Annotated in this window: 18 protein-coding genes; 16 read left to right on the forward strand and 2 right to left on the reverse strand. The window is 62.4% G+C overall.

The genetic code is table 11. The features are described 5' to 3' along the window. The first annotated feature begins 171 nt into the window (after window positions 1–171). On the forward strand, window positions 172–1,164 hold the full coding sequence (locus tag RSO01_RS18605) for an IS481 family transposase (RefSeq protein WP_147150636.1): 993 nt from the start codon (window positions 172–174) through the stop codon (window positions 1,162–1,164). Here RSO01_RS18605 and RSO01_RS18610 read toward each other — a convergent pair. Then, a complete protein-coding gene (locus RSO01_RS18610; protein WP_147150637.1) occupies window positions 1,161–2,066 on the reverse strand; it encodes a glycosyltransferase family protein in 906 nt (301 codons plus the stop codon). The two genes, RSO01_RS18605 and RSO01_RS18610, sit on opposite strands and share 4 nt — an antisense overlap. Window positions 2,067–2,249: 183 nt before the next feature. Then, on the reverse strand, window positions 2,250–3,020 hold the full coding sequence (locus RSO01_RS18615) for an FkbM family methyltransferase (protein ID WP_147150638.1): 771 nt from the start codon (window positions 3,018–3,020) through the stop codon (window positions 2,250–2,252). 629 nt (window positions 3,021–3,649) lie between these two features. On the opposite strand from RSO01_RS18615, the gene RSO01_RS18620 reads away from it, so the two are divergent. The 15 genes from RSO01_RS18620 to RSO01_RS18690 form a co-directional block, all read left to right on the forward strand. Further along, window positions 3,650–4,486, forward strand: coding sequence for an ABC transporter permease (locus RSO01_RS18620; protein WP_147150639.1), 837 nt, complete (start codon window positions 3,650–3,652; stop codon window positions 4,484–4,486). Window positions 4,487–4,488: 2 nt separating this feature from the next. Continuing rightward, complete coding sequence (locus tag RSO01_RS47355) at window positions 4,489–5,781, forward strand: ABC transporter ATP-binding protein (protein ID WP_170303169.1); 1,293 nt, start codon at window positions 4,489–4,491, stop codon at window positions 5,779–5,781. Window positions 5,782–5,845: 64 nt separating this feature from the next. After that, window positions 5,846–6,772 carry a glycosyltransferase family 2 protein gene (locus tag RSO01_RS18630; RefSeq protein WP_147150640.1) on the forward strand — a complete coding sequence of 309 codons (927 nt, stop codon included), beginning with the start codon at window positions 5,846–5,848 and terminating at the stop codon, window positions 6,770–6,772. Continuing rightward, entirely contained in the window at window positions 6,766–8,157 is a 1,392-nt protein-coding gene (locus RSO01_RS18635) for a glycosyltransferase (RefSeq protein ID WP_147150641.1), read from the forward strand. Before RSO01_RS18630 ends, RSO01_RS18635 begins: the two co-directional genes overlap by 7 nt. A 35-nt stretch (window positions 8,158–8,192) precedes the next feature. After that, a complete protein-coding gene (locus RSO01_RS18640; RefSeq protein WP_170303170.1) occupies window positions 8,193–9,749 on the forward strand; it encodes a hypothetical protein in 1,557 nt (518 codons plus the stop codon). 38 nt (window positions 9,750–9,787) lie between these two features. Then, window positions 9,788–10,726: a glycosyltransferase family 2 protein gene (locus tag RSO01_RS18645; RefSeq protein ID WP_170303171.1), complete on the forward strand. Its 939-nt coding sequence runs from the start codon at window positions 9,788–9,790 to the stop codon at window positions 10,724–10,726. Between the two features lie 29 nt (window positions 10,727–10,755). Continuing rightward, window positions 10,756–12,150, forward strand: coding sequence for a glycosyltransferase family 39 protein (locus tag RSO01_RS18650; protein WP_147150644.1), 1,395 nt, complete (start codon window positions 10,756–10,758; stop codon window positions 12,148–12,150). 415 nt (window positions 12,151–12,565) lie between these two features. Further along, window positions 12,566–14,035, forward strand: coding sequence for a hypothetical protein (locus RSO01_RS18655; RefSeq protein WP_147150645.1), 1,470 nt, complete (start codon window positions 12,566–12,568; stop codon window positions 14,033–14,035). A 41-nt stretch (window positions 14,036–14,076) separates the two neighbouring features. Then, window positions 14,077–15,258, forward strand: a complete 1,182-nt coding sequence (locus RSO01_RS18660; protein ID WP_147150646.1) for a glycosyltransferase — start codon at window positions 14,077–14,079, stop codon at window positions 15,256–15,258. Then, window positions 15,255–16,415, forward strand: a complete 1,161-nt coding sequence (locus RSO01_RS18665; protein ID WP_147150647.1) for a glycosyltransferase family protein — start codon at window positions 15,255–15,257, stop codon at window positions 16,413–16,415. Before RSO01_RS18660 ends, RSO01_RS18665 begins: the two co-directional genes overlap by 4 nt. A 690-nt stretch (window positions 16,416–17,105) precedes the next feature. Continuing rightward, entirely contained in the window at window positions 17,106–17,516 is a 411-nt protein-coding gene (locus RSO01_RS47360; RefSeq protein WP_170303172.1) for a hypothetical protein, read from the forward strand. Window positions 17,517–17,586: 70 nt separating this feature from the next. Beyond that, window positions 17,587–18,942: an outer membrane beta-barrel protein gene (locus RSO01_RS18675; RefSeq protein ID WP_170303173.1), complete on the forward strand. Its 1,356-nt coding sequence runs from the start codon at window positions 17,587–17,589 to the stop codon at window positions 18,940–18,942. A 64-nt stretch (window positions 18,943–19,006) separates the two neighbouring features. Beyond that, window positions 19,007–19,582 (forward strand): polysaccharide biosynthesis/export family protein, encoded by a 576-nt coding sequence (locus RSO01_RS18680; RefSeq protein WP_170303174.1) that lies wholly within the window; start codon window positions 19,007–19,009, stop codon window positions 19,580–19,582. A 209-nt stretch (window positions 19,583–19,791) separates the two neighbouring features. Further along, a complete protein-coding gene (locus RSO01_RS18685; protein WP_170303175.1) occupies window positions 19,792–22,116 on the forward strand; it encodes a GumC family protein in 2,325 nt (774 codons plus the stop codon). 132 nt (window positions 22,117–22,248) lie between these two features. Next, a partial coding sequence (locus RSO01_RS18690) for a metallophosphoesterase (protein WP_246158542.1) occupies window positions 22,249–22,904 on the forward strand: 656 nt, incomplete at its 3' end.

Consider the following 22,904-nt stretch of genomic DNA (forward strand, 5'->3'; position numbering starts at 1 on the left):
GCAAACATCGGTTCAGGTGGCCGGCCACCGCAGCAGCCAGTCTCGATGGATGTGTCGGTCAACCATGCGAACATCGGCTTTTCGTACATCGCCGATGCATCACCGGCAGCGAGTCCATCGGAAACCTAGCTGTTTGATCCCGGGGTTTGATGGTGCATTGTTTTCCAGAGAATGGAAGGATGCGCTAACGGCTGCGCCACGACGACAGAGGCAATCCGTCGCGCAACACAAAATAGTCAAGAGAGCCTGAGAGCGCTGGCCAGGCGCCACGGCATCAATCAGAAGACAGTTGCCAAATGGAAGAAGCGCAGCACGACGGTGGATCTGCCGACCGGCCCCAAAGCCCCGAAGTCGACGTCCCCCTCGCTTGAGGACGAAGCCATCGTCGTGGCGTTTCGCAAACATACGCTGCTGCTGCTCGATGATTGCCTGTATGCCCTGCAGGCGACGATCCCGCACCTGACACGCTCGTCCTTGCACCGCTGTCTACAACGGCACGGCATCTCGCGGCTCCCGGAAGTCGAGGACGGCAAGGGTATAAAGCGCAAGTTCAAGACCTACCCGATCGGCTACTTCCATATCGACGTCGCCGAAGTACGTACCGCGGAGGGCCGGCTCTACCTCTTTGTCGCCATCGATCGGACCTCGAAGTTCGCCTTTACCGAGCTGCACGAGAAAGCCACACGGCGGGTCGCGGCTGACTTCCTGCTCAACCTCATCAAAGCGGTCCCCTACAAGATCCATACCGTGCTGACCGACAATGGAACCCACTTCAACGATCCCAAAGGCGAGAGTTGGTCAGTCGCAGACATCAAAGGCATGCTTGAGCGCGGCGAGCTATTCTGGGCTCCTGCCTTCGAAGTGGCGTGCGCTCGCAACGACATCGATCATCGCCTGACCAAGCCTAAGCACCCGTGGACCAATGGCCAGGTCGAGCGGATGAACCGCACCATCAAGGATGCGACTGTCAAACGCTTCTACTACGAAACTCATGACGAGCTTCGAGCTCACCTGGCGGACTTCGTGACCGCCTACAACTTCGCCAAACGCCTCAAGACCCTCAAGGGGCTCACGCCCTACGAGTACATCTGTAAGGTCTGGACGAAAGAGCCAGAACGATTCACCCTCAATCCGCTCCAGCAAATGCCGGGACTAAACATCTAGCCTGTTGCCACATCCTGGCGGGTTGAGGGCAAAAGCCTTTTCACGCCGACGGTGTGCATTTCTACTTGGTCGAGCAGGCCGTTGTGATAGGCATTGGTGCTCAACACCCACTTGTTCGCCAACAGCCGGCCGATGCCGAGCAACCGCGCGTATGCCCGCACGCCCAAGTAGCGGAAGATGCTTCCACGGCTGTACTGCGGCAGGAAATGTAAGCGGGTAGCGAGATTGTCGGCCCTGTGCTGTCCGGCGCGCGGGAGGCCGAAGACGGCATGCTCAGGATTGGGAAATCCCCCATGCTCGCCATAATTTCTCATGGGGATGAACGCATTACCGCCGGCGCCCATGACAGACCACTGCAGATGGGCGTCGAAGGGGAAATATGCCTTGGTACCAAGGCGATAGATCTCGCTCTGGAAGAAGTTGCACAGGATGCGAGCGATGGCGGGGTTAACCACGTAGCTAACCAGCGGGGAGCAATGCGCGCGCAAGTACCTTCTTTCGCCGACCAGTGCGAGGAGACGCGGACTTCCAGCATAGAGATAGCCCCAGCCCATCGGATCGGATAGCGGCCAGAAACTCGGGAACGCCCCGACGCCACGGCAAGGCACATAGTCGGACTCACAGATTAGCGTGTAGCCTTCCTGCTCGGTCGCCCGCTGCCATGCGGCGCGGTGACTCAGGAACGTCCGGATCGCCCGTGGAAAGGTCAGTTCCGTTTCCGAATAGGAGGCGCGCAGGGTCTCGGGATTCAACTTCTCTTCGGCAAGGGCGCTGAACAGAGGTGTGACGTCTTCAGTGTAGGTGAGGATATACGATCGCCGGACCAGTTCGTTGAGCGGCCGATTGGGCGGGATTTGTTGCGACGTAGCGCGCTTTTCTCGTTGTTCTGGCAATTTCGACATCTGAAGCCCTCGGTCAATCATGCCCGCTTCGGCAACTCATTGGAAGCCAAGGCGCGCGTGGTCGACAACCGGGCCAGTGCGGCCTCGATACGCTGCTGAACTCGTCGTGCATCGCATGCTCTTTAGCCGGCTCCAAATCGAATGGGTGGCCGACTTCCGTCGAGTCCTCACGCAAACATTGGCCTAGATGGCCGGCCAACGCAGCAGCCAGTCTCGATGGCTGTGTGAAGCAAAAAGGGCTGGAGCTTGTTCGAGACCCGAGTCCGCGATCAGGTAGCGACCATAGCCGGCAAGGGCCGGACTTTGCTCCAATCTATCGACGGTAAAGGAAACGACCTCGATCAACAGATCCGGCCTGTAGCGTTCAAGCAGGGGCTTGAGCGCCATTACGAGGTCCGGCTCGAAGCCTTCTACGTCGATCTTGATCAAGGTTCGCCGGGCGGGCCCCAGCCATCGCTCGAGCTCCGACGCCGAGACCATGACGGCAACGTTCTCTTCGATCCTATTGGAGAAGATTTCTGAGAACTCCCTCAGGAATGAACCATTCGTCAGGTGTCCCGTAGGCTCGAAGAAGGTCTGTAGCCCGGAGGCAGGACCAATCGCGGCTTGAAAGGCAGAAGTGAAGCATATGTCGTTGGCCGCAAAGTTTTCGAGCAATCGTGCAAACGCCCTCTGAGACGGTTCAAAGGCAACAATGCGTGGCCTGCCGCCTGGCGCCGCCTTGGCGTTGCGGTAAAGGGCATCGAGGAAGATCGTAAAAACACCGACATTGGCACCGATCTCAATCACGAGATCGTAGGTCGCCGGCACATTCTCGGCCAACCATACGAACACCGGCTTTTCGTAGGTGAGGTCGTGGCGAAACAAGGCTTCGGCATCGAACTCCTCGAGATGGGGAATGAGCATGATCTCGACCGTCCCGGCGAGGCGCACGCGTCGAGCGGCAAAGCGCATTGCGGGCCAAACGGTCCCCTGAAAGCAAACGGAATTGTAGGCGCGTTGCGCAAGCGGGAACGGCAGCAGGCTACGACTGATACCTGAGAGAAGGCGTAGATAGGCGTATGCCAGCCGCGTGGGGCCTCGTGCGAGAGCAGCATGAAGCCACTGTGCGCATTGTCTGATCAGATCATTGCCTTTCCACCGAGACCCGACATTTAGCAGGTTCACTGCTCGGCTGCGATTGAGGTCCAAGGATGTCGTCGTGGAAAAGTGGATGTATCACGCGCATTTCTGCCCGATGAGGCAAGGCCGGGATCGATTCGTCCGCTTGTCATCGGCGGCGGGATCGCGAGCAAGTTGCCAGTAGGCTGCCCGATCCGACGGCAACCGGGCGCCGCTGCACATCTAGTACACGGGCTGCATGGGCCGGTCTGCCTATACGGCGCGCACGACAGCAGCGACCGCCTGCCCATGCCTATATCAGTGGTGATGCAAGTACCTAGTGGGATATGGTAACAACCAAGCGCGTGGAACTTGGCCTGCGCGTTCCAGAATGTCGGACTGTATGACGTCAGTACTATTGGCTCAATTGGCTGAAAGAGGCAGTCGCCGTTGCCGGTGGGCCATTGCATCGCAGGCCGGCCATGAATGATTGGCCCAGCGAACGCCTCATCCTCGAGGCTGGGCGCGCTGATCGTCGCTATTGGGGCGACCTGTGGCGCTATCGCGAGCTTTTCTTCATTCTCGCCTGGCGTGACGTCGCTTTGCGCTACAAGCAAACGGTAATCGGTTTGGCATGGGCGTTCGTTCGTCCATTCATGACCATGGTCGTCTTCACCGTCATCTTCGGACACATCGCCAAACTGCCGACCGAAGGCACGGCACCTTACGCCGTGTTGGTCCTTGCCGGCCTTCTGCCGTGGACGCTCGTTTCTTCGATCTTCAGCGATGGAGCGAACAGCGTTCTTGGCAACTCCCAGCTCGTCAGCAAGGTGTATTTCCCGCGCCTCATCATCCCGCTGGCGCCGGTCATCGTCGGACTGATCGATTTTGTCGTAAGCCTTGTCATCCTTTTCGGCGTAATGGCCTGGTATGGCATGGCACCAGGCTGGCATATCCTGCTTCTGCCCGTCTTCATCGCTCTCGCAGTGTTGGTTGCGATCGGCCCCGCGATGTGGGCCGCTGCGACGATCGTGAAGTACCGTGACTTCCGCTTCGTCATTCCTTTTGTCATCCAGATCGGCCTGTACGTCTCTCCGGTCGGCTTCTCCGCCAAGATCGTACCGCCCGGGTGGCAGTTGCTCTACAGCCTCAATCCCATGGTAGGGGTGATCGATGGCTTTCGATGGGCGATTCTCGGCGGCGAGAGTCCGCTCTTCCTGCCAGGCTTCGCGCTCAGCCTGGTGGTGACGGCCGGCATGCTCTGGCTGGGCATTCGTACCTTCCGCCACACCGAACGCGGCTTCGCAGACGTGATCTAAGCATGTCCGACACCGTCATTCGCGCCACGGGGCTCGGAAAGAAGTTCCTCATCGGCCACAACGTCGAATACAGTGCAATGCTGGGCGAGGCGGCCGTGCGCCGAGCGCGAAACATGGTGCGCAGGGCTGCTGACATGCTGTGCGGCCGGGCGCTTATCGAGGCGGACGAGATCGAGGAATATTGGGCGTTGCGCGACGTCGATTTCGAAGTTCGGCGCGGTGAGGTCGTCAGCATCATCGGGCACAACGGCGCCGGCAAGACCACGCTGCTGAAGATCCTGTCGCGCATTCTCGAACCCACCACCGGACGGGTGGAACTCAGCGGCCGCGTAGCGAGCCTGCTGGAGATCGGGACGGGCTTCCATCCGGAACTGACAGGCCGGGAAAATATCTTCTTGAACGGCGCAATTCTCGGCATGCGGCGCCATGAGGTGCTCGCGAAGTTCAACCAAATCGTCGATTTCTCGGGCGTCGAGAAGTTCATCGACACGCCGCTCAAGCGATATTCTGTTGGTATGTACGCACGCTTGGCATTTTCGGTTGCCGCTCATCTCGAGACCGAGATCCTGTTCGTCGACGAGGTCCTGGCCGTCGGCGATGCAGAATTCCAGAAGCGCTGCCTCGATCGCATGTCGGAGGTCGCCAACGCCGGGCGATCCGTCTTGTTCGTCAGTCACAATCTCGCGGCGGCCGCGGCGCTGACGCGCCGTGGCATCGTCTTGAAATCCGGGCGGCTCATCTTCGACGGCCCGATCGATGGGGCGCTGGCCCAGTACACCGCGTCGCTCGAGAAAGGGAAGATCGAACGTAGCTGGGGACGCGGCGAACATTCGGCCATCGTGTCCGCTGATTTGCTGGATGCAAACGGATTGCCCACGACCACCTATGTCCCGGGCACGCCCTTCAATCTCCAGGTCGAGGTCGAAACCTCGACACTGCCCGGGTTGTCTTTGGAATTCCTGCTCCGCGACGCCAATAGTCTGCCCGTGGGCTTCTATTCATCGAACACTTTTTCCGAGGTGGCGTTGCCGTCGATGCCGGGGCGCTATTCATGCACGCTTGCCTTGAAGCCTCTTTTTCTGGCGTCAGGCGACTACAGCTTCGACCTGACGACGAATTCGATGACAATCGTCGTCGACCACAAAGTGACCAATGCGATCTCGTTCCGCGTGGCCGCGTCCAACCCAAGCACGATCGCTTACGATTTCAAACAGAGTCTCGGTAACGGCGTCATCGCGTTGCAGCTTGCCACCCCACTGGTCATAGAGCCGAGCAGACAAGGGCGGGCCGCGTGAGGAGGCTCGCCTACGCCTGCTGGTACGCATCCATCCCGATCCCAACGGTTCCGTGCGTCCTTTCATGATCGACGTGTCGATCATAATCCCGACCTACAATCGGCTTTGGTCGCTGCCGAAAGCCATTGAATCCTGTCGTACAGCCGGCTGCATTGTCGAGATCATCGTCGTTGACGACGGTAGCACAGATGGCACGTGGAATTGGTTGGAGCAACAGAGCGGCATCGTGCCGATCCGCACCGAGAACTGGGGCAAGGATTGGGCCGTGCAAACAGCAATGGCGGTTGCACAGGGCGAGTATGTGCGCTTCCTCGACTCCGACGACTGGCTGACGCCAGACGCCAACATCGAGCAGCTCGAGCTCGCACGGCAAACTGGTGCGGACATCGTTCTCGCCGGCTACGAGGATTGCGACGAGACCACCGACGTCCGATACGTGCACGCATGGGTCGACTGCGACGACTTCATCGCCCAGCAACTCGGCGAGGTGTGGTCATCGCATTATTCGGCGTTCCTCTTCCGTCGCGGCCTGATACGCGACATTCCGCATCGGCAAGACTTCGCGTTGCGCGACGATCGGTTGTTCATTCTCGAAGCCGCCATACGCCATCCCCGGCTGGCGGTCTATCGCAAACCGGGCTTCGTACACCGCCGGCATGGCGGTGAACGGCTGCAACGTACCACAGGTTTCAGGCGAGATTTCGCGAACTGGACCTTCATCGCGATCTTCCGCAAGGTGCTTGACATGCTTGAGGCACGCGGCGAGCTGACGCTGCGACGCAAGCGGGCAGCCATCAGTACGATGTGGGCGGTCGTGCGCGCTTTCGCGAAAGCATATCCGGACGAGGCGGCCGAGATCGTCGATTGGTTCTATCGGCTTGATCCGGATTTTCGACCGCCCGTGCGACCCGCTGTGTCTCTTGCCTACAAGCATCTCGGCTTTGCGAGGACCGAGCGCCTGCTTCGCTTGAGAGCCGTACTGCTATGCTAGCCGTCGGTGCCGATCGTGGCTCCTCGGTACAACGACGACGTCTGCGCGTGGTTCATTGTGTCGGCTTCTACTTTCCCGAGTCGACGGGCGGCACCGAAGTCTATGTCCGTGATCTGACAAAGGCATTGCTACCCCATGCGATCGACGGAACGATCATTGCCGCGACCAATGGGGCCGCTAATCGCTACCGATGGCAGGGCTTCGATGTCATTCGCTATCGGCCCGATGCAACCAACGAGCCCGCCGAAGCGCCCGGCGGCGGTCCCCTGGGGAATACGGCCTTCAAGAAGATCGTGGAAGAGACGAAGCCGGACCTCTTCCACCTCCACTCGTGGACGACCGGCGCGGGTCTTGATCATTTGCAGCAAGCGGCAGAGTTGGGGATTCCGTCCGTTGTCACCGTGCACGTACCGGCGGCGCTGTGCATGCGGGGAACGATGCTGTTGGAGGGAACGCGGCCCTGCGACGGTCGGATCGACGACAAGAGATGTGCACGGTGCTTCGCATTGTATAGGGGATTGCCGATGCCGGCGGCCTGGCTGGTCTCGCAGCTACCGAAGTGGGACCTGCACGACGGCGAAATATCCCGAATTCTACCCCGAGCCAGTGCCCTTTTTTCGCTCAGAGCCAATGCTGGGCGCAAGGCGCGTAAGCTACATGTCATGGCCGCTCTTTCGAAGCGCATCGTCGCACCGAGCCAATGGGTGCGCGCGGCGCTGGCGGCCAATGCAATCCCGTTGCACAAGATCGTCGTTTCAGCTCAGGCCGCCAGCGAAACTTTCTCGCAGCGCGCGGCAAGACGGCGCGGTGACGATAACGAGGTCGTCATCGGCTTCCTCGGTCGCCTCGTCGTCGAAAAGGGCCCGGACCTGGTCATCAGGGCAATGGGCCATGTCAGCCAGGACCTGCCCGTGCGCTTGCGTGTGGCGGGCACCGGAGAAGAACTGACCTACGAGCGGCGAATCCGACGACTGGCCGCGCGGGATCCCCGCATCGAGCTGGTCGGTCTTGTCGAACATGAGCAGGTCGCGCAGTTCCTCGAGTCCATAGACGTTCTCGCCGTGCCGTCACGCTACATGGAGACGGGGCCACTCGTGGTTCAGGAAGCCCAGGCCCTTGGGATCCCTGTGATGGGGGCAAATCTCGGAGGTATCGCCGAGCGCGTTCGCGACGGTATCGACGGTTGGTTGCTGCCGTTCGACGACGCGCGCGCCTGGGCGGCAGCGATCGTGGAGGCGGTTAGCGACCGCGGCAAGCTCGCCAAGCTGTCGCAGAACATGCAGCGAAACCGCACGGTGGCCGACGTCGCTGCTGACATGGCTTCGCTGTACCATGACGTCATAGCTGAGAACGCAGTATCGGAAGGGGAGTCGCGGCCAGCTTGAGACCTATCGCCTTCCTGCGCTGGCCAGCACTCCTGATGACGGCGATCGCCATCGTAACATCGGCTTACATCGTCGCCAGTGCTGCCATACGGCCGGCCATGTATTCCGACAGCGGTTGGGGCTTCGCCGCCTGGGATACCCGAAGTCGGACCTCGGCGTTCAATCATGCGGCCGGGCTCGATTCGTCGGATATTGCGCGAGAAGCAGAAGGCTTCATGACGATGTGGAGCCCGGGGCAGCACGTCCTGCCTGGGCTGATCGAGGAGGCCGGCGTTAGCCTGGGCGCGGCCCTTGTCGCTGTTTCGGCGGTCTTCTCCATCCTGGGTCTTGCAGGCTGGTTCTCTCTCTACCGTTCGTTTGGCTTCCCGCTGCGTACGGCCATGGTCGCACTCGCGATCATCGCATGCAGCCGTTTCTTCAACCTGCCTTTCTCGACCTACAATGGCGGCGAGGTCTTGCAGTTCGGCGTCGCACCATGGTTTCTCCTGCTCGTGTGGGCTCTGCGGGATCTGCGCTGGTTTGCGGTGCCGCCGCTGATCGCAGGGGCGGCGGTGTTGGTCTTCATGAAGTTGACGGGCATCGTCATAGCCGGTGCCGCCGTCGGCTTCGCGATGGTCAGCCATGACCGTCCATGGCGACACTGGCGGGATACCGCGCGAAAACTATTGGTTGGCGGCGTGACGGTCGGCCTGATGGGTGTGCTCTTCTACGTTGCTTGGTATCGGCGTGGCGCAACGGCGGCCACCATAGTCGGCGTTCCGCATCCGCATGGACTGTTGTTCTACGTAGCGCTCACCCTCAGCTCGACTTGGAGCGCCGCACTCTCCCTGGGCGATCTTGCGAACTACATTTTCCTAAATCCCGCCCGACCCATCCTCCGATCCGTCGAGACCATCTTCTACGTGTTCCTGCCTTTCTCGTTGGCGACCTTCGGCTTCATCTATCTCAGCTTGCGCAAGGACCATGGCGAATATCTGCGCTTCGCGTTTCTGTTCGCCGCCACGATGGTAGTGTTCTTGACGCTCAATTTGTCGGCCGGCATGTCGATAACCCTCGACGAGCGGCACCTGAGGATTGCGTCCTTGCTCCTGCTTGTAGGGGGTGTGCACGCCGTCCTCGAATGCCGGTCGCGGATTCTTCAAGGCGTGTTCGCGGCCATTGCCGCATTGAGCATGGTCTACGGCCTGTCGTCGTTCGTGCAGCGTATGCAGCACAACCTCCAGGATCCGCTTGGCGCCAGAGGCGTCAGGGTGGCCAACGCCACGCCGCAGTTGCTTGATTTCATCCGCAAGATCGATGTCAGCGGCCCCGATGCGCGGCGAACCTTGATTTTCATGCCCTCGCCCGAGCTGATCCTCGAAGTGAAAAACGCTCGCAGCTGGTCGAACCATGCGGACTTCGAATCGATCGATGATCTGCGCAAGCAGATCCGGCGCGGTCGGGTCGATCGCCTGTACGTCATCGTCCAGAGGAAGCTCCTCGACAACGGTAAAGCCGACGCCATTCTACGATCATTCGTTGACTATCCGATCGACGGTTGGACCCGGATACCGCTCGGTGATTTTGTTTGCTTTTATCAAGTGAGTTCCTGATCGAGACTTGGATTTCTCCAGAACCGGACGTTGTTGCAGTGATCAAGATTTCAATCCTGCTGCCCTTCTTCAATCGACACGTGCTCGTCCGGGAAACCGTGGCATCCGTGTTGGCGCAGACATACCCGGTTTTCGAGCTCATCATCGTCGATGACGGGTCGGTGCCGGCCCTGAAGGTAGAGGACCTCGGCGCGGCGGCTGTCGATTCACGAATCCGGATCGTCCGACAAGAGAACGCCGGCTCCAGTGCCGCACGCAACAGGGCGCTGAACCTGGCGTCAGGCGACTATATCCTGTTCCTCGACTCGGACGATCTTTTGGCACCCGAGGCGCTGGAGGTGTTGTGCGCGGGCGCGCGCGGCGGCGAGGTGGACGCCATTGTCGGCAACTGGACAAACTTTGCAGCCGGGATGGAAACGCCTCCTGTCCGCCCCCCCATGCCGTACCGTGACGCCCTGGCCAATGCGGTTGAAGGGGGATGGGCAACCGGAAGCGCCCTCCTGCGACGTGGCCTCAATGTTGAAATGTCTCCCCTCTGGGTGCCGTGGGAGGTCGCCGAATTTTATCAAAAGGCGGTGCAGGCGCCGACGGCGACCGTCGCCCACGTCGATCGCCTCGTCATACGTATGCGGCAGGATACGCCCGGCCGCTTGACCAATCTTCACGATCACTTCGACCCGCAAAAGGCGGGGTTGTTCTGGCGCACAATGAAACGATCGGTCCCACTCGATGACGAACGCCGGTCTGCTTTCGATCGTCAACTTTTTCGCTTCGCCTTTTCGGCGTATCACGTCGGTCGGCATCGCGAGGCCGAGGAGATATTGGCCGCGATCGATATCGACCGGCTCGGTCGCTACCCTTGGTATTCCCGCTTCTCGCCGGCCTGGTTTGTGCGGTGGGGAGGGCGACGGCTCGGCCTGCGGCTCCAGGCGTTGGCGCACGACCTTAAGGACCGGTTTGCAGGAACAAGGACTTGAAGAGCGGCAATCGACCAGATGTCTGACCAATGAATCGACTGCAACTGGCGATATTGATCGCGGTCGTGATTGTCATGGGCGCCGTGCGTTTCGTCGGCGTCGAGATTTCGCCGCCTGGCTTCTATGTCGATGAGGCAGCGGCTGCCGCCAACGCTCTTTGTCTCAAGCAGACGGGTATGGGGGAACTCGGCAATCCGTGGCCTCTTTTCTTTCCTGCCTATGACCGACATATGGGCGCATTCTTCACCGCGCCTTACATCTATCCGCTTACCGGCTGGACCGCTCTGTTCGGCGAATCGATGGGGAGCGTCCGGCTTTTCTCTGCCTTCCTGTCGTCGCTATCGCTGATCGGCATCTTCTTCGTCGGTTCATTGGTCGGCGATCGCAAGACAGGCTGGCTATGTCTCCTCGCCGGTGCCGTCTCGCCGTGGATCTTTCAATTCTCCCGTATCGCCTGGGACCCGGCGATCGTGCCTTGTCTCATCGTCTGGGGACTCTACTTCACTTTACGGTCCCGCCACTGGAGGGACGGCGCGATAGCCGGATTGCTGTTTGCGGCGGCCGCTTATGCATATCCTCCCGTCCGTGCCCAGCTTGCGTTCTTCTTACCGATACTGGCGTGGTTCCGGTACACCCGGTTCGGCTTTGACAAGCCGTTTGCGTCGGCTTTCGTCCTGACGATCTCGCTGGTCAGTTTGCCGCTGGTCTATGCGACCCTGACGGGGGAGATCCAGGGCCGCTGGCGGCTCTTGAGCGTCTTTTCGCACGACCATCTACAGGGCCGCTACGGCTCGACCAGTGCATTCTACGGCTGGCTGACGTTCGCCAAGAACGTTGTGAAGCATTTCTCTCCCGATTTCCTTTTCTATCGTGGTGATTTCAGTGCCCGGAGCTCGACCAAGTATGTCGGGCTATTGAGCGGCATCGACATGCTGGCGCTGCTGGCGTTGTTTGCCGGTGCGGTGCGCTTGAACAGTAAGTTCGTCGGCTTCTTGTTGCTTTGCGCCGGGGGCTACCTTTCCGCCGTCGTCGCGGCTTCGTTTACCTGGGACTGGATTCCACAGGCGCTGCGCTCATTCGGCGGTGCACCGTTTCTGGCACTTTTCACCGGGACTGTGCTGCGCGAGGCGGTCGACCGATTCAGGCCTGCTGGGTGGCTCATCCTGGCCGTGTCGTTCGTCTTCTCGGGCTATTTTCTTTGGGCATATTTTACGAAGTACCCGCAAATCGACCCCAGCTGGTTCGACAACGCGGTTGTTGAGAGCGCCAAAACCAACCTGCCGGCCGGCCGATGGGAACGTTTCCTGGCCGAAAACCATTCCTACCTGCCGAGCGGTCTTCACTACTATCTGATGGCCTACGGCAACCAGACCTGTACGGAGAGCGCTGCAAAATTGCAGGACGCCTACCGTATTAGCCGATAAGGCCGGAGCGTACGGCTCGCGACCGGCCCGGTCGACCCGCCGGACGGCCCTACCGGTAGGGGTACGATGTCAAAGGGCCGCAAGGCGCCCGACCTGTCAAAATCGCCCAACAAGAAAATTGTCATCGGACACAAAGTCGAGTACAGCCACGCCGCATTGTCCGGGCATTTCCGCTTCTCTGGCAAAGGAAAAGAAGACGGGATTGGGCCACGAGGAGCACTCGATGACAGTTTCCCCCGAGGCGAACGGCGCCCGAGATGCCGAACATCCAGCCTCGTCGTTGCACTCGTAGTCGCAACCGCGCCGCGATGCCGCCAATCTACAGGTACCAAGAGCCGCGCCTGTCGCGACGCGTGCGAGGCAGTGGTCGAGCCGGTCCGGGGCTTAGTGACGAAGCCCCCGGACGAAGCACGTTTTGCGCGACCAGACCATGACAACCGCGGTAGCGATGAGAACCGCCGCGACGGTCAGGCTCGACTTTGAGCTGCTCCAGCGGGGCTGCCTCTACCTTGCGATCTTCAATGTCGTCTTCGCGCCGTTCGCACCAGATCCATTGGCTTACGGAGGAGGAGCGTTCGTTCCGTTCCTCTTGATGAGGATCATTGGTCGACCGGCCATGCCCAAAGCAATTGTATTTTTTCTGCTTTGGCAGTGGGCGCAGATCTTCGCGCGCGCGATCCAATCGGTGCTGGACGGCGAATCAATGGGGGCCAGCATCGATGGTGCCGATGTGCTGTATGCCTATTGGTATTCGCTCGCGTCGCTGATCGCGTTGGCGCTTGCCTTCCGGCTTGTGCTCGGAAACCTCCGGTCGCCGACATCCGCCGAATATCAAGCCCACGAGCGGTGGCGGCCGCCGGACCTGGTGACTGTGTACTTCGCTGCGATCGCGGCATCGGTGGTGTTCACCATCCTGGGGCGCTCGGTGGGGGGATTGGACCAGCCCTTCCAGGCCGCCGCGCAAGTGAAGGTCGTCGCACTGTTCCTGCTGTGCACTTACGTCTTCACAACCGGCCGCGGGCGCGGGGCCCTGATCGCTGTAATCGCGGTCGAAATTCTGGTCGGCTTTACAGGCTTTCTTGCGGATTTTCGCGCGGTGTTCATCTACGTCGCCGTTGCCGCCCTGGCGGCGCGTGTCAAATGGACGGGTGCGACGACGGTAGCGGCACTTGCCTGGCTGGTAGTCTTGCTTACTCTCGCGCTCTTCTGGACCTCCGTTAAGTTCGAATACCGGGAGTATGTGACCGGTTCTGAAGACTCTCAAGCGATCAAGGTGCCGCTCGATCAGCGGATGGCCTATCTCGGCGACAGAATGCTGAATATCGGCGACACGAAGTGGGGCGAGACATCCTATGTGCTCCTGACCCGTTTTGCCTATGTCGACATATTTGGTCAGGTCATCGGCGTAGACAGAGGCACGCACGAGCCGATCATGGCGAGACAGTGGAAGGATGCTCTTGCGCATGTATTCCAGCCACGGTTTCTCTTCCCCAATAAACCTGTGCTCTCCGATAGCGATGTGTTCGTAAGGCTGGCGCGCTCCGATCCGATGGAGCAGATCCGCGCCGGCACGTCGATCAGCGTTGGCTACATGGCAGAGAATTACGTCGACCTTGGCTTTCCCGGCATGCTGGGAGGCATGTTTGGAATCGGCCTGTTGTTGGCGCTGGTAGTCCGATACTTCATGACGAGGCCGCTTCCCTGGATGCTCAAGGAAGCCATCGTCATGGGGCTTGCTTTCAATACCGCCGGCACGGGAATGGAAGTGTCGCTGCCGAAAATCCTGGGCGCGACGGTGATGTTTTTCCTGGTCTGGTCCCTGATGGCCAAATTTGCACTGCCAATCGCCATGCGTTGGCTCGACCGGCGCGCCGGCGTGTCCTAGACTCGTTTGGTGCCAAAGCATCGAGTCGCGGTGGACGGGCCTTGCGCTTTCTTCACGTCGTTCCGACCTACCTCCCCGCAGTCCGATACGGTGGCCCAATTCGTTCAGTTCATGCGCTGTGCCGCGCCCTGGCTGCCGACGGCCACGACGTTCACGTCTTCACGACCAGCGTCGACGGCCCGGCCGACAGCGACGTGCCGTTGCAGCGGCCGGTCGACCTCGACGGTGTCAAGGTCACGTACTTTCCGAGCGAGCGGCTGCGCCGCCTCTACTGGTCGCCGCCGATGCGCCGCGCGCTGGCGGCTGCCGTCGGCAGCTTCGATCTCGTGCATCTGCACGCTGTCTTTCTCTGGCCGATCTTGGCGGCCGCACGCGCCGCGCGCGCGCGCGGCGTGCCCTATGTGATTTCGCCGCGCGGCATGCTCGTGCCCGAGTTGATCCGCCGCAAGAACCGCTGGATCAAGTCCGCGTGGATCGCGCTCGTCGAGCGCGGCAATCTCGAGGGTGCGGCAGCCATCCATACGACGTCGTCGATCGAGGCGAGCCGCCTCGCGGGCTTCGGCTGGCGACTGCCACCGATCGTCACGATCCCCCATGGCGTCGACGATCCGCCGCCACCTGCGACCACGACCCCGTCGGCCGACATCGCGGCGGCGATCGCGAACCGGCCGCTCGTGCTCGCCTTCGGGCGGATCAGCTGGGAGAAGGGCCTTGATCGCCTGATCGCGGCCCTGCCTCTGGCGCCGGCGGCGCGGCTCGTGATTGCCGGCGACGACGCCGATGGCCATGCCGCGGTGCTGGCCGGCCAGGCGCGCACCCTGGGTGTTGCCGACCGCGTAACGATCGTGCCGCGTCATGTCGAAGGCGCCGACAAGGAAGCGTTGTTCGTGGCGGCGCGCGTATTCGCCATGACATCCCTGTCGGAGAATTTCGGTCTCGCGGCGTTCGAGGCGATGCGCCGCGGACTGCCGGTGCTGGCGACGCCCGATGTCGGCATGTCGGAAATCGTGCGCGAGACCGGCGCGGGCTGCGTGATCGATCCTGCGCCAGCCTCGATAGCGGCCGAGCTCGCCGCCATGCTGTCCGACGCCGCCGGCAGCCGCGCCATGGGCGAGGCTGGCCGCGCTCAGGTCGTGGCACACTACGGCTGGCCGAGCGTTGCCCGTCGTATGGTCGGGCTCTACACGTCGATACTGGAAGGGAAGAGCGGCGGCTGCCGATGATGGATCTGCTGGCCCACAGCCCGTTCGATGTGGCGCGGGAGCGTCGCGTCGTCATCATCGCCGACTGGCTGCCGCCGGACTTCGGCGCCGTCGGTCAGTACATGCTGCTGCGCGCGCAGGCGCTGGCCGAGCGTGGTCACGACGTGACGCTGATCGGGTTGGCGTCGGGCGCATCCTCGATGCGCCGCGAGGCGAGGGGGGGCGGCGCGCTGACCGAGGTCAGGCTGCAAGCCCGGCCCGTGCCGCGTGGCTCGTTGCTTGGCCGCCTGGCGTGGACGGTGTGGACCGATCTGCGGCTGGTCGCGGCGGGTTTCCGCTACCTGCGTGCAGCGGATGGCATCCTGTTCACCGGCTCGCCGCCCTTCATGATCCATCTGCTGGCGCCGCTGCGCTTCCTGTGGCGCGGTCGTCTCGTCTACCGCATCACCGATTTTCATCCCGAGTGCCTGATCGCGGCGCAGGCGCGCCCATCGCTCGCCCTCTCGCTCCTGCTTGCCCTCACCAACTTCTGGCGCCGCCGCGTCGACGGCTTCGAGGTCTTGGGCCTCGACCAGAAGCGGCGTCTCGCCGCGACCGGCGTTGCCGACCAGCGCATCGCCTTGGTCCGCGATGGCTCGCCGGTCGATTTCTCGGCCGACGATGCGATCGAGCCGCTACCGGCCGCGTTGGCGGACGCCTGCGTGCTCCTGTACGCCGGCAACTACGGCGTGGCGCATGAACTCGACACGGTGGCCGAGGGCTACGCGCAACATCATCGTACCGGCAGCGGGCGCGTCCGGCTGTGGCTGAGCGCGACCGGCATGGCCGCGGAGGAACTTGCCGGGCGCTTGTCCGCTCAGGGGGTGCCGTTCCATCGCTCTCCGCCGGTGCCGCTCGAACGTCTAGCGGGCCTTTTGCGCTCCCCCCACGCCCACCTCGTGACCTTGAAAGATGCCTTCGTGGGGTTTGTCCTGCCGTCGAAGATCTATGCCTGCGTGGATAGTGGCCGGCCCATCCTGTTCGTTGGCAGCGCTGACTCCGACGTTGATCTGCTCGCACGGCCGGCAAAAGCCGGTTACTGGCGTGTGGCGTGCGGAGATGTCGCGGCCTTCGCCGATTGCCTTGAAGCTCTCGCTGACCAGGAAAATATCGTCCAGTCAGTGCATTCAGCATTCTAACTGATGAATGACTTTGGCTTTGTCATTTAGATCATTGAAGAAAAATAATTTTAGTACTCAGATACAATTCTTTTATTTACTGCGTTGACGCTGCAGTTAACTTTGGTATGACTACAGGCGACGCTCGCGGGCGGGCTTCCAGGCCCAAAGCAGCGTATAATGTGCCCGCGTTCAGGTTGGGCTTCTGAGACGTCACAAATGAAAATCAGGCGACCCCCTCTCGAGACCGCGAATAGCCAAGGTGTTGGCGTGCGGCGCGCGTTTCGGTATTTAGCTTCTCAGCTTGGTGGGACCGCTTTTCCGAGCGATCGAACGGGCCAGGCCGTGTCCACGATCAATTTGGAGCTGCAGCTTGGGGGCCGAGCGGTGGGGCTGGGGTATATGACTAAAATTGCATTCCAGGCGCAGTGTATTGCCCTGGCATCGTTGCTGTGGGTGGCGCCGGCGCACGCGCAGGGGCCTGCCGATCAGGGAAACCAGCAGCGGCAGCTTGGTCCGTTGCAGGGAGCTGGGCCATTGCAAGGTGCCGGTCCGCTGCAAGGTGTTGGCCCTGGTGCCGCGGCAGGTCCGGGCGACGATCAAGGACAAGATGGCAATCCACTGCAGGGTGCCGGTCCGCTCCAGAGCGGCGGTCCGCTGCAGGGTGCCGGTCCCTTGCAGGGTGCCGGTCCCTTGCAGAGTGCCGGTCCCTTGCAGAGTGCCGGCCCGCTACAAAACGCCGGGCCGTTGCAGAACGCCGCGCCGTTGGCCGCGATCATGCCGACCGCGATGTCGGTACCGAACATGGCGCCGCCGACGGGGGGAGCGCCCGAGGTGCCGGCGGGCCTGGTGTTGACGCCGGTGCAACTCGCTACGCTGAAGAGTGGCGACCCGACTTCCGTGAACCAGCTTCTGTCGCAGCTGATAGGGGGCGGCAACCTGAGCGCCACAGCGCTCTCGATTCTGGTCGACACGCTGCTGGCTCCGACGACTCAATCGCCGGTGACGCCTGCCTCGAACCCAACGACGACGGTGGCACCGACAGGCGGCGGCGGCGGCGGCGGCGGTTGCGGCTCGTCCTGCTATCCCGGTCCGCCGATCAACTATGTCAGCCGGTCTTAACGCCCGCGAATTGCGATCCAGCTTCTTCCAGCCGACGCTTGGTCCGTTGCCGGGATGGTCTGCCAGTTCCATGACGATTCGTGCGTCCCGCGTACAACTGATCTGGTCCCCCGTCGTGGGCTGGGTGCTGATGTCTTGCGCGGTCTCGGTGGCCCACGCCCAGGTCGACACGCCGTCGCCGGCGCGGCAAACGCTCGATCAGCAGACGCCGCAGCTCGACTTGCCTGACGCGTCAACGTCGACGCCAGTGGCTGGCCCGAGAAACGACAGCGGCAACGAGCTTGGCATCAGCGTCGGCGCGTTCACGCTATATCCGGAGCTCACGCTGCTCACCGGCTACGACGACAACGTGTTTGCGACACCGGCGCCGGCTACCGGCTCGCCGTTCGTGGTGGTGCGCCCGCAGCTCGAGCTGCGCTCGGACTGGATCCGCCATCAGCTGCACCTGGTGGCGGCCGGCGGCTTCGGCTTCTATCCCGCCGCGTCGACCCAGAATTACCAGAACTATCTGCTGCAGGCCGACGGCAAGCTCGACATTCGTTACGACATGTCTGCGACGGGCCTCGTTGCCTTTCGCCGCAGCACTGAGGCCCTCGGCACGCCGAACGTGTCGTTTGCCCAGGCGCCGACCGTCGCAGATTCGCTGCCGGTCGAGTTTGGATTCAATCACCGTTTCAATCGGCTGTTCTATCAGCTGGGGGTCTCGGCCACGAAGTACTGGTACTACGACTACAGCACCATCACCTCGCTCGGTTTGCCATCCGCCAGCCGTAACCGCACTGAGTACGAGGAGAAGTTCCGCGTCGGTTACGAGGTCTCGGACAACCTGACCTTCTGGCTCGCACCCGGTGTCAATCAGCGCGTCTACGACGACACGGTAAACATTGCGGGCCAGCAGCGAGATTCGAGCGGCTGGAACGTCAATGCAGGCACCACGTGGATCCTGGGTCCCAAGAGCACGCTGGAGGCTTCGATCGGCACAGCCAGCCAGACCTACACCACGGCGGGAACAACGACATCGGCGTTCACATTCAGCCTTGCCGGCACCTGGAACGGCTACGAGCCGCTGACGCTGCGGCCGGCGATAAACCGGACGATCAACGAATCGGCTTTGACCAATTACGAGAACTACGTCTCGACCGTGGTCGGCATCGATTTCATCTACGACATCCACTATCCGTGGAAGGCGGTTGGCGGCGTGTCCTACAATCAGGCGGACTATACGCCGGTTCCAGGGCTTGCCGGCGTCAATCCGCGAACGGACACTTTCATCAAGGCGTCGATCGGCCTGCTGTACGAGGTGCGACCGCAGTATTCGATCGGGCCGGTCTACGAGTACAGCCAGGGCTCGTCCACCGACGTGCCGGCCGGCGGGCCGCAATTCACCCGCAACTTGTTCTCCATTCGGTTGGTCGCCAAGCGGTGATGTCGTGAGTATCAGGATTTCTGCCCTGTCCCATCTTTTGGTCGCCTTGTATCGCCGTGTGACGATGCCGGCGCTCGGCCTGGTGCTATCGTTGGGCCTGGTCGCCTGCGATCCACAGCCGCCGATGACGGCCAACACCCTGCAGCAGCCGTCGCAGGTCACCCAGACCATCCGTATGGCGGAATATCGAGTCGCGCCGGGCGACCGACTCCGGGTCGTCGTGCTGTCCGATCCCGAGCTTTCTGGCGAATACGAGGTCGATTCGGCGGGTCTGATCTCGCCGCGCATGGCTGGCCGGGTCCCGGTCGTCGGCATGACGACGGCCGAGATCGAGGAGATGCTGCGTACGCGCTACCGGACCGATGGTCTTTTGCGGGTGGCGAGATTGAGTGTTGACTTGGTCGCGCGCCGGCCCTTTTACGTTCTCGGCGAGGTTGGTCGCCCGGGCTCGTTTCCCTTCGTTTCAGGGATAAATGTGGCCCAGGCAGTGGCCATCGCGGGGGGCTTTTCACGTCGGGCCTCCAAGACGCGTATGACAATTCAGCGGTTCAACCAGACCATAGGCATGGAAGAAACCGTGACCGAGGATAGCCCGGTGGGGCCGGGCGACATCCTTCGGGTCCCGGAGCGATGGTTTTGATCGGGCCTTAGCGTAGTGGCGTAGGCTTTTTGGGGTAGGCGGTGTGGGACCGCCTATTTTGTCGGGAAGGTAAACCGGGGTGCCCCGAAAAGGCGCCACGGGGATGTCGTTTGCGGGTGTCGCGCGTATACTTTGTCGCGGAGTGAATTGGGATGGGATCGTTTCCTAGGAGCGACCAGATTGCTGATGATGCGGCCATAAACCGGATCGTGCCGGCTTCCGAGTCTGGCGTGCTGGCGCCCGTTCGCCCCAGCGAAGCGCCGGATCAGCTGTGGGAGTGGCTGCGCCTGCTCAACCGCCGCAAGGCGTTGATCGTGGGCTGCGGTCTCGTCGCCGTTGCCTTGATGGCGTTGATCATTGCCCAGGCGACGCCGATGTACAAAGCCTCGGCGCGGCTGTTGCTCGACACACGTACCTTCAAGGTCGTCAGCACCGAGGCGGCGCTGTCGGGCGTCGACACCATGAATCTCGGCGCCATCCAAAGTGAGCTCGAGGTCATCCAGTCGGAGTTCCTGATCGGCCGTGTCGTCGACAAGCTGGGACTGGCCAACAATCCGGATTTCAATGGCAGCAAGCCGCCGGGTTTCATCGACTCGGCCTTCGCGCCGCTGCGCGAGCTATGGGCCACCGGCATCTCGACCTTGCTGGCACCGGCGCCCAAGCCGCAGCAGGCGCAACAGGGGCAGCCGGCACGCTCCAGCCGTGCCGCCGAGGAGAGCGATCCCCGCCGTCGCGCTGCGATCGGTTCCGTGGCCGGTGGCCTCAGCGTCACGCTGCTGGGCCGAACCTACGTGATCCTGATCACTGTCGAGAGCCCCGACGGTGCGATGTCGGCGCGCATCGCCAATGCCCTGGCCGAGGCTTATCTCGCCGACCAGATCGACACCAAGAACGAGGCCAACCGGCGAGCCACCGAGTGGCTGGAGCAGCGCCTTGCCGAGCTGCGCCGCAACCTGCAGGTCGCCGAAGAGGCAGTCGCAGCCTATCGCCGAGACAAGGGTCTGGCCGGCAGCCCCGAGGGCACCGTCTCGACCCAGACGCTGTCCGAACTCAACGGCAAGTACGTTTCCGCCCGCACCAAGCGCATCGAGCGCGAGGCGCGCCTGGTGGCGCTCAGCAAGGCAAGCCTCAATCCCGGCGAGATCGCCAACATCGCCGAGGTGTCGGGCAACACCACGTTGGCGGCCCTGCGCATCCAGGACGTCGAGCTCAACCGCAAGATGGCCGAGCTGTCGGCAACGTTGGGGGACAACCATCCGAAGATCATGCAGGCACGCAACGAGCTCGCCTCGGTGCGCGCCCGCTTCCTGAGCGAGACCCAGCGCATCACGCTCGCCGTGCGCGCCGAGCTCGACGCCGCCAAGGCCGAGGAGGACGAGCTCAAGGAACTGGTCGACAAGGCTGCCGTCGTCTCCGGCACGGCGAGCCAGTACGAAGCCGAGCAGAAGCAGCTCGAGCGCGAGGCCCAGTCGAACCGCACCCTTTACGAAAGCTTCCTGACCCGCTTCAAGGAACTGCGCGAGCAACAGGACATCCAGCGCGCCGACGCGCGCATCCTGGCCTATGCCCAACCTTCAGGCGCGCCTTCCTCGCCGAACTACAAGACGGGTCTGATGGCCGCCTTCGTGATCGGCTGCCTGCTCGGCATGGCGGGCGCCGTCGCCGCCGAGAAGCTCGACCGCGTGTTCCGCTCGGCCGCCCAGGTCGAGGACGCGACCGGTGTTGGCGTGCTGGGCATGGTACCCGAGGTGAAGGGCGCGGCCGCGCAACGCTCCAACGTGGTCACCCACGTGCTCGAGAACAACACGTCGCCGGCGGGTGAAGCCATCCGCGCGGTGTTCACCGCCATCAGCCTGGGCAGCCTCGATCGGCCGCCGCGCGTCATCGCCGTCACCTCCTCGACGCCGAGCGAAGGCAAGACGACTTTTGTCGCCGCCTTGGGTGGCCTGCTCACCAAGATGAACGCCTCGCGGCGCGTGCTGATCGTCGATCTCGACCTGCGCCAGGCCAGGATGTCGGCGGCGCTCGGCCTGAAGGACCGCGGCGGCACCATCGACGACTACCTGATGGGCCTGAAGACCCTGGAGGAGTGCACCAAGCGGCACGACAATTCGGGCGTCGACTACATCCTGGCTCGGCCCAACACGCCGAACGCGCCGGAAATCCTCGAATCGCACGCCATGAAGGCCGCACTCGCCACCTTCTCGGAGCGCTACGACCTCGTGATCCTCGACGGCCCGCCGGTCATGGCGGTGTCCGATGCCCGCATCATCGCCCGGCTTGCCGATTACACGGTGTTCATCGTGCAGTGGGCCAAGACGCCGCGCGAGGTGGTCAAGACGGCAATCGCCGCCCTGCTGGGCGTCAGCAGCCACGTCGGCATCGTCATCAACCGTGTCAACCTCGCCAAGCATGCGCGCTACGGCTACGGCGACCACGGCGACTACTACTCGCGCTACCGTGGCTACTACGGTTCGGTAGCCGAGCCGCCGGCCCCTGCCACGCGTCCGCCGCTGACGCTGGCGAAACGGTAGGGGCGGCCCACGCGCCGGATCTGGTCACGGTGGTTCGGACGAGCGTCTCCGCCGGCTGAGCCGGCGTCCGTTCCTGTCGGACATGCCGTCTACGCTGTCGGCGATATCCACGGCCGGGCTGACCTGCTCGAGGTGCTGCTCGGCCGCATTGCCGCCGAGGCGACGCGGCATCCCGAGGATACCGAACGCAGCCTGATCTTCCTGGGCGACTACATCGATCGGGGGCCTTCCAGCCGCGGTGTGGTCGAGCGGCTGCTCGGCGACCCGCTGCCGGGCTTTGCCACGGTTAGGCTGCTGGGCAATCACGAGGAGGCGCTGCTCGACTTCGTGGAGGGGCGCAGCGACGGCCTCGACTGGCTGTCCTACGGCGGCCTGGAAACGCTGATGTCCTATGGCGTGCCGCTCAAGCGCTATCCGGACACGCCGCAGCGAGCCGCTGAGCTGCGGGGCGCGCTTGCGTCTGCGGTGCCAGCGGCCCATCTCGCATTCTACCGAGCCTGTACCTTGCATCGCACCGTAGGCGACTACGTCTTCGTCCATGCCGGGGTACGGCCGGGCATCAGCCTCGAGAAGCAGCACCCGGCTGACTTGCTCTGGATCCGAGACGAGTTCCTGCGCGCTCGGGCGGCCCTGCCGGGCAAGGTGGTGGTGCACGGCCACACGATCTGCGACCTGCCGCAGGATCTCGGCCATCGCATCAACGTCGATACCGGTGCGTTCGTGAGCGGCAGGCTGACATGCCTCGTCCTGCGCGGGACGCGGCGGCAGTTCATGTCGACCTTGGACAT

It is taken from the genome of Reyranella soli, assembly GCF_007992495.1.
Classification (GTDB): domain Bacteria; phylum Pseudomonadota; class Alphaproteobacteria; order Reyranellales; family Reyranellaceae; genus Reyranella; species Reyranella soli.

Bases quoted from the DNA above. Each gene is read 5' to 3' on its own strand.
- RSO01_RS18650 (WP_147150644.1), top strand. From the start codon at position 10,756: ATGAATCGACTGCAACTGGCGATATTGATCGCGGTCGTGATTGTCATG.
- RSO01_RS18630 (WP_147150640.1), top strand. From the start codon at position 5,846: ATGATCGACGTGTCGATCATAATCCCGACCTACAATCGGCTTTGGTCG.
- RSO01_RS18665 (WP_147150647.1), top strand. From the start codon at position 15,255: ATGATGGATCTGCTGGCCCACAGCCCGTTCGATGTGGCGCGGGAGCGT.
- RSO01_RS47355 (WP_170303169.1), top strand. From the start codon at position 4,489: ATGTCCGACACCGTCATTCGCGCCACGGGGCTCGGAAAGAAGTTCCTC.
- RSO01_RS18605 (WP_147150636.1), top strand. From the start codon at position 172: ATGGAAGGATGCGCTAACGGCTGCGCCACGACGACAGAGGCAATCCGT.
- RSO01_RS18675 (WP_170303173.1), top strand. From the start codon at position 17,587: ATGACGATTCGTGCGTCCCGCGTACAACTGATCTGGTCCCCCGTCGTG.
- RSO01_RS18680 (WP_170303174.1), top strand. From the start codon at position 19,007: ATGCCGGCGCTCGGCCTGGTGCTATCGTTGGGCCTGGTCGCCTGCGAT.
- RSO01_RS18635 (WP_147150641.1), top strand. From the start codon at position 6,766: ATGCTAGCCGTCGGTGCCGATCGTGGCTCCTCGGTACAACGACGACGT.
- RSO01_RS18640 (WP_170303170.1), top strand. From the start codon at position 8,193: ATGACGGCGATCGCCATCGTAACATCGGCTTACATCGTCGCCAGTGCT.
- RSO01_RS18615 (WP_147150638.1), bottom strand. From the start codon at position 3,020: ATGCGCTTTGCCGCTCGACGCGTGCGCCTCGCCGGGACGGTCGAGATC.
- RSO01_RS18610 (WP_147150637.1), bottom strand. From the start codon at position 2,066: ATGTCGAAATTGCCAGAACAACGAGAAAAGCGCGCTACGTCGCAACAA.
- RSO01_RS18620 (WP_147150639.1), top strand. From the start codon at position 3,650: ATGAATGATTGGCCCAGCGAACGCCTCATCCTCGAGGCTGGGCGCGCT.